At 70.6% G+C, this 4,602-nt stretch carries 5 protein-coding genes; 4 read left to right on the top strand and 1 reads right to left on the bottom strand.

What is annotated here, in order from left to right:
• On the top strand, positions 1-329 hold a 329-nt coding region (gene rplT, locus AC2VON_RS26240), incomplete at its 5' end, for a 50S ribosomal protein L20 (protein ID WP_486955431.1).
• 11 nt (positions 330-340) lie between these two features.
• Positions 341-1,135 (top strand): TrmH family RNA methyltransferase, encoded by a 795-nt coding sequence (locus AC2VON_RS26235; RefSeq protein WP_486955430.1) that lies wholly within the window; start codon positions 341-343, stop codon positions 1,133-1,135.
• Positions 1,136-1,141: 6 nt separating this feature from the next.
• On the opposite strand, the gene AC2VON_RS26230 is transcribed toward AC2VON_RS26235, so the two are convergent.
• Positions 1,142-2,224, bottom strand: a complete 1,083-nt coding sequence (locus AC2VON_RS26230) for an oxygenase MpaB family protein (protein WP_486955429.1) — start codon at positions 2,222-2,224, stop codon at positions 1,142-1,144.
• Positions 2,225-2,372: 148 nt separating this feature from the next.
• Between AC2VON_RS26230 and AC2VON_RS26225 the strand changes: the two genes are divergently transcribed.
• Both AC2VON_RS26225 and AC2VON_RS26220 read left to right on the top strand, forming a co-directional pair.
• Positions 2,373-3,173: a rhomboid-like protein gene (locus AC2VON_RS26225; RefSeq protein ID WP_486955432.1), complete on the top strand. Its 801-nt coding sequence runs from the start codon at positions 2,373-2,375 to the stop codon at positions 3,171-3,173.
• Between the two features lie 205 nt (positions 3,174-3,378).
• Positions 3,379-4,602 (top strand): PGRS repeat-containing protein (locus AC2VON_RS26220; RefSeq protein ID WP_486955428.1); only part of this gene is annotated, 1,224 nt, incomplete at its 3' end.

Here is a 4,602-nt window from a genome sequence, read left to right as displayed (position 1 = left end):
CCCGAGGCTATCGGGGCCAGCGGTCCCGGCTGTATCGCAAAGCCAAAGAGCAGCAACTGCACTCACTGAACTACGCGTTTCGTGACCGCCGTGCCCGTAAAGGCGAGTTCCGCAAGCTGTGGATCTCCCGGATCAATGCGGCAGCCCGAGCCAACGGCATCACCTACAACCGGCTGATCCAGGGTCTGAAGGCCGCCGGTGTCGAAGTGGACCGCAAGAACCTGGCGGAGGTCGCGGTCAGCGACCCGCAGGCGTTCACCGCATTGGTGGAGGTGGCCCGGGCGGCACTGCCCGACGACGTCAACGCACCGTCCGGTGAGGCGGCCTGAGTCTGCGGAGCATGCTGACCGAACGCTCGGCCCGGGTGGGCGCAGCGGTCAAACTGCATCGGCACGTCGCGCGCCGTCGCGCACAGCGTTTCCTCGTCGAGGGCGCCAATCTGGTCGAGGCGGCGGCACGGCACGGCCTGGTGCGGGAGATCTTCGTCACCGAAGCGGCCGCGCAGCGCTACGGCGCGCTGCTCGCCAGCCCGGACGTGCCCGTTGCGCTGGTGTCCGACCGTGCCGCAAAGGCGCTGTCCGACACGGTGACCCCGTCGGGGCTGGTCGCGCTATGTCGGCTTCCCGAACCCGACCTGGACCGTCTGCTGGCCGGCGCACCGAACCTGGTCGCCGTCGGCGTGGGTATCAGCGAGCCGGGCAATGCGGGCGCGTTGATCCGCATCGCCGACGCGATGGGCGCCGCGGCGGTGATCCTCACCGGGCACAGCGTCGACCCGTACAACGGCAAATGCCTGCGCGCCTCGGCCGGAAGCATTTTCGCGATCCCGGTCGTCACTGGTGCCGCCGACACCGACGCCGCTGTGACGCTGCTGCACGGCGCCGGGCTGCAGGTGCTGGCGGCCACACCAAACGGCGAGCTGTGCCTCGACGACGCCGGGCCGCTGCTCGCCCGTCCCAGCGCCTGGCTGTTCGGGTCGGAAGCCCACGGCCTGTCGGCCGACACCGCGGCCGGCGCCGACCATCGGGTGCGGATCCCCATGCCCGGCACCGCGGAAAGCCTCAATGTGGCTGCGGCAGCGGCGATCTGCCTGTATGAAAGTGCACGGGTGCACAGATCCGGCATTATCGGGTAATCCGGCTCAGGCCGCGCCGGCCCGCGCCGGGCGACGCGCTCTGGCCAATCCGGCCAATGACAACGTGCTGTGCACCAGGGATCCGGCCAGCTCGATCAGGGATTTCTGGCGCGGCGGCACATAGTGCATTCCGTTGTCGCGGGAATCCTTCGGCGGTGCCGTGGACCACGGCGCCTCGACCAGCGGCGCGTCCGCCGAGATCTTGCCCCGCTCTCTCCGGTAGCCGGCCAGTGCGCGCGGGTGCAGCCGGATCTCGTCGGGGACGAAGTGAAAGGCGATCTGGATGCATTTGCCCATCAGCCGGAACAGCACCTCGTCGCCCTCGGTCCAGCGCAGCCCGGCTTTCTCCCGCACCGCCGGCTCGAACAGCCCGGCCGCGATCCAGCGCTGGCCAGCCAGGAACGGCTTGAACAACTGGTCCCAGGCAAAAGTAGGCATCAGTACGAACCACGGCTTGGGGATCCGCATGTAGAGGATGTCCCGCGCGGCCGGGGTCAGCTCGAGCTCGTCACGGCAGACCCGATCCCAGTACTCGCAGAACTCCTCCCACGACTTCGGCACCGGGCGCATGCTCATGCCGTACATCCGGTACCACTGCACATGCTCGTCGAACAGCTGCTGCTTCTCCGCCTCGGTCAGCCCGCCGGAGAAGTACTCGGCGAGCTTGAGCACCAGCATGAAGAACGTCGCGTGCGCCCAATAGAACGTCTCCGGGTCCAGCGCGTGATAACGCCGGCCCTGTGCGTCGAACCCCTTGACGTCGTGATGCCAGTCCCGCATCTCCTCGGCGGTCTGTCGGGCGCGTTCGCCGTCGTAGACCACGCCCATGATCGGGTACACCGAGCGGGTCACCCGTTGCAGCGGTTCGCGCCAGAGGCTGGAGTGCTGCTCGACGCCGGCGCCGAGGCCGGGGTACATGTTCTCGATCGCACCGATCCACATGCCCATCAGGCCGGAGCGGATGTCGCCGAAGTATTTCCAGGTCAGCGAGTCGGAGCCGAGCGGCTCGGGCGCCGGGTCCGGTGCCTCGCCGGTGCGTGTGGGCTCAAGCTCGACTGGTTTGACGGACGTCGCGGGTGCCGGTTTCATGACGTCTCCTGTCTGGCGGACGTGGTTTCACGATAATTGTGACAACAAACGTTGTCTATCATTGTCCGGCGCGCGCCGGCGCGCGCGGTGCGGCCTGGCGGGTGATGGCCCTACGCTGATGCCTATTCGTACGCGTATTGTTATGGGAATGTTACTGGGTGTGTTGTCCTGGCTGGCCCGGGTCCGGTTCACCGTCACCTACACGGTGACACTGGCGACGGTTGCCACCATGCTGGTGGCGCTGGGGCCCGGGGTGCAGGATCAAGTCTTCCGCCAGGCCAGCACCAACCTGGACAATCTGCGCCACGGACGGCTGGGAACCCTGCTGGGCAGCGCATTGGTCGCCGACGCCGGCCCGATCTACCTGTGGCTGCCCGGGCTGGTCTGCCTGCTTGCGCTGGCCGAGCTGCTGTGGCGCAGCGGCCGGCTGGCCGTGGTTTTCGCCACCGGTCACATCGGGGCGAGCCTGCTGGTGGCGGCGGGCCTGGCGGTGGCGGTCAGATTCGGCTGGCTGCCGTGGTCGGTCGCCTTCGCGCGTGACGTCGGAATGAGCTACGGGGCCGCCGCGGTGCTCGGTGCGCTGACCGCGGCCATTCCCGGGCGCTGGCGGCCGGCCTGGATCGGCTGGTGGGTCTCGGTCGCGGCGGGCACCTCGGTGCTGGCCGCAGAGTTCACCGACGTCGGGCACGCAGTCGCGCTGCTGCTGGGCATGCTGGTGGCCATCCGGCTCGGCGGGCCGGTCCGGTGGACACCGCTGCGGTACCTGCTGCTGGCGGTGTCGGCGCTCTTCGGCTTCGTGGTGCTGGCCCACACCGGGGTGTCCGTCCTGGCCGGAACAGCCCTGGGTGCGTTCGGTGCGGTGACGGCGGACCGGGTCGCCGGTTACCGCAAGGCGCAGCGCTCGACTGCCACCGTGGCGATCACCGGTGCGGCGGTGTCGGCCGGCTGAGGGCATCCGTCAGGCCAGCGGAGGGGAGGCGGCGGCGTCATGTTGGCTGGGCGCTCCGTACGCCCGGCGATACCTCAGAGCACCTCAGGGCGCTGTCAACGAGCGCGGATTATGTGACTAGAGTCGGTGGCTACGGTCTGAAGTTCGCGATTACACGGGGTATCGCCGTCCAAGTGTCACTCGGCGAAAGGACAGGGGGTTAGCGATGTCAGCTCGTCAGCGCGACCGCGCGCAGGACGGTCGCTTCGCCGATCGAGCCCGCAACCGGGTGCTCGGTACCGGCAGCGCGGTGGGGATGTTTCTGGCGCTCGGGATGACACCGTTGGCTGCAGCGCCGCCGGCGCACGCCGACTTCTGGGATTTCGATTGGCTGGCTGACCTTGTCGATCCGGGCGCGGTGGCGGATCCGGCCGGGCTCGACTCTGCTGCCTGGGCTTCCTGGTTGGATCCGTCGGCCGCGGCGCTGCCGGCAGCCGCCGAGCCGCTGGCGTCCAATCCGTTGGATGTGACCACGCTGGTCAACCAGCTCATCTATCAGCCACTGCACACCGCTGTCGAGAGTTGGATCACCAGCGACGTGGGGAAGGCGGTCGACGGTGTCATCAACTCGTTTGGCTCCTATGTCATCGGCAACGGCACGGCCGGGACGGCCGCGGACCCCAATGGTGGTGCCGCCGGCTGGCTGCTCGGCGACGGCGGGGCCGGCTGGAACGGCACCGACGCCGGTGAGGCCGGTGGCAACGGCGGGGCCGCGGGGTTCTTCGGTGACGGCGGCGCCGGCGGTACCGGTGGCGCCGGCGCTGACGGCGGTGCCGGCGGTGCCGGTGGTTCGTTCATGGGTATCGGTGGCGCCGGCGGTGAGGGCGGTGCCGGCAGTGCCGGTGGCGACACGGCGTCTGGCGGTGCCGGTGGCGCCGGCGGTGACGCCAAGGGCCTGCTGTTCGGGATCGGCGGTGCCGGCGGTGATGGCGGTGACGGTGCGACCGGTGCCACCGGCACGACCGGCACCTTCGCCGACGGCGGCAACGGCGACGGCGGCGCCGGCGGCAACGGCGGCGCCGGCGGCGACGGCGGCGCGGGCGGCACCGCCGCGAAGTCGCTCTTCGGCAGTGGCGGTGCCGGCGGCAACGGTGGTACGGCCGGCGCCGCCGGCAACGGCGGTGCCGGCGCCGAGGGCACCACCGCGAATCCCGACGGCGGCGATGGCGGTGCCGGCGGCAACGGCGCCGCCGGCGGTGCCGACGGCGCCGGTGGCACGGGCAGCCTGCTGGGCAGCACCGGCGCCGACGGCACCAGCGCGGACAGCACCGTCGGCGGCAACGGCGGTGCCGGCGGTGACGGCGGCGCCAGCGGCGGCAGCGCCGGTAACGGCGGTGACGGCGGCGACGGCGGCGGCGGCAACGTGACCGGCAACGGCGCCAGCGGCGGC

The organism is Mycobacterium sp. TH-M82, assembly GCF_057473605.1.
The sequence above is the reverse complement of the archived record's forward strand: the minus strand, read 5'-3'. Positions and strand labels throughout refer to the sequence as shown.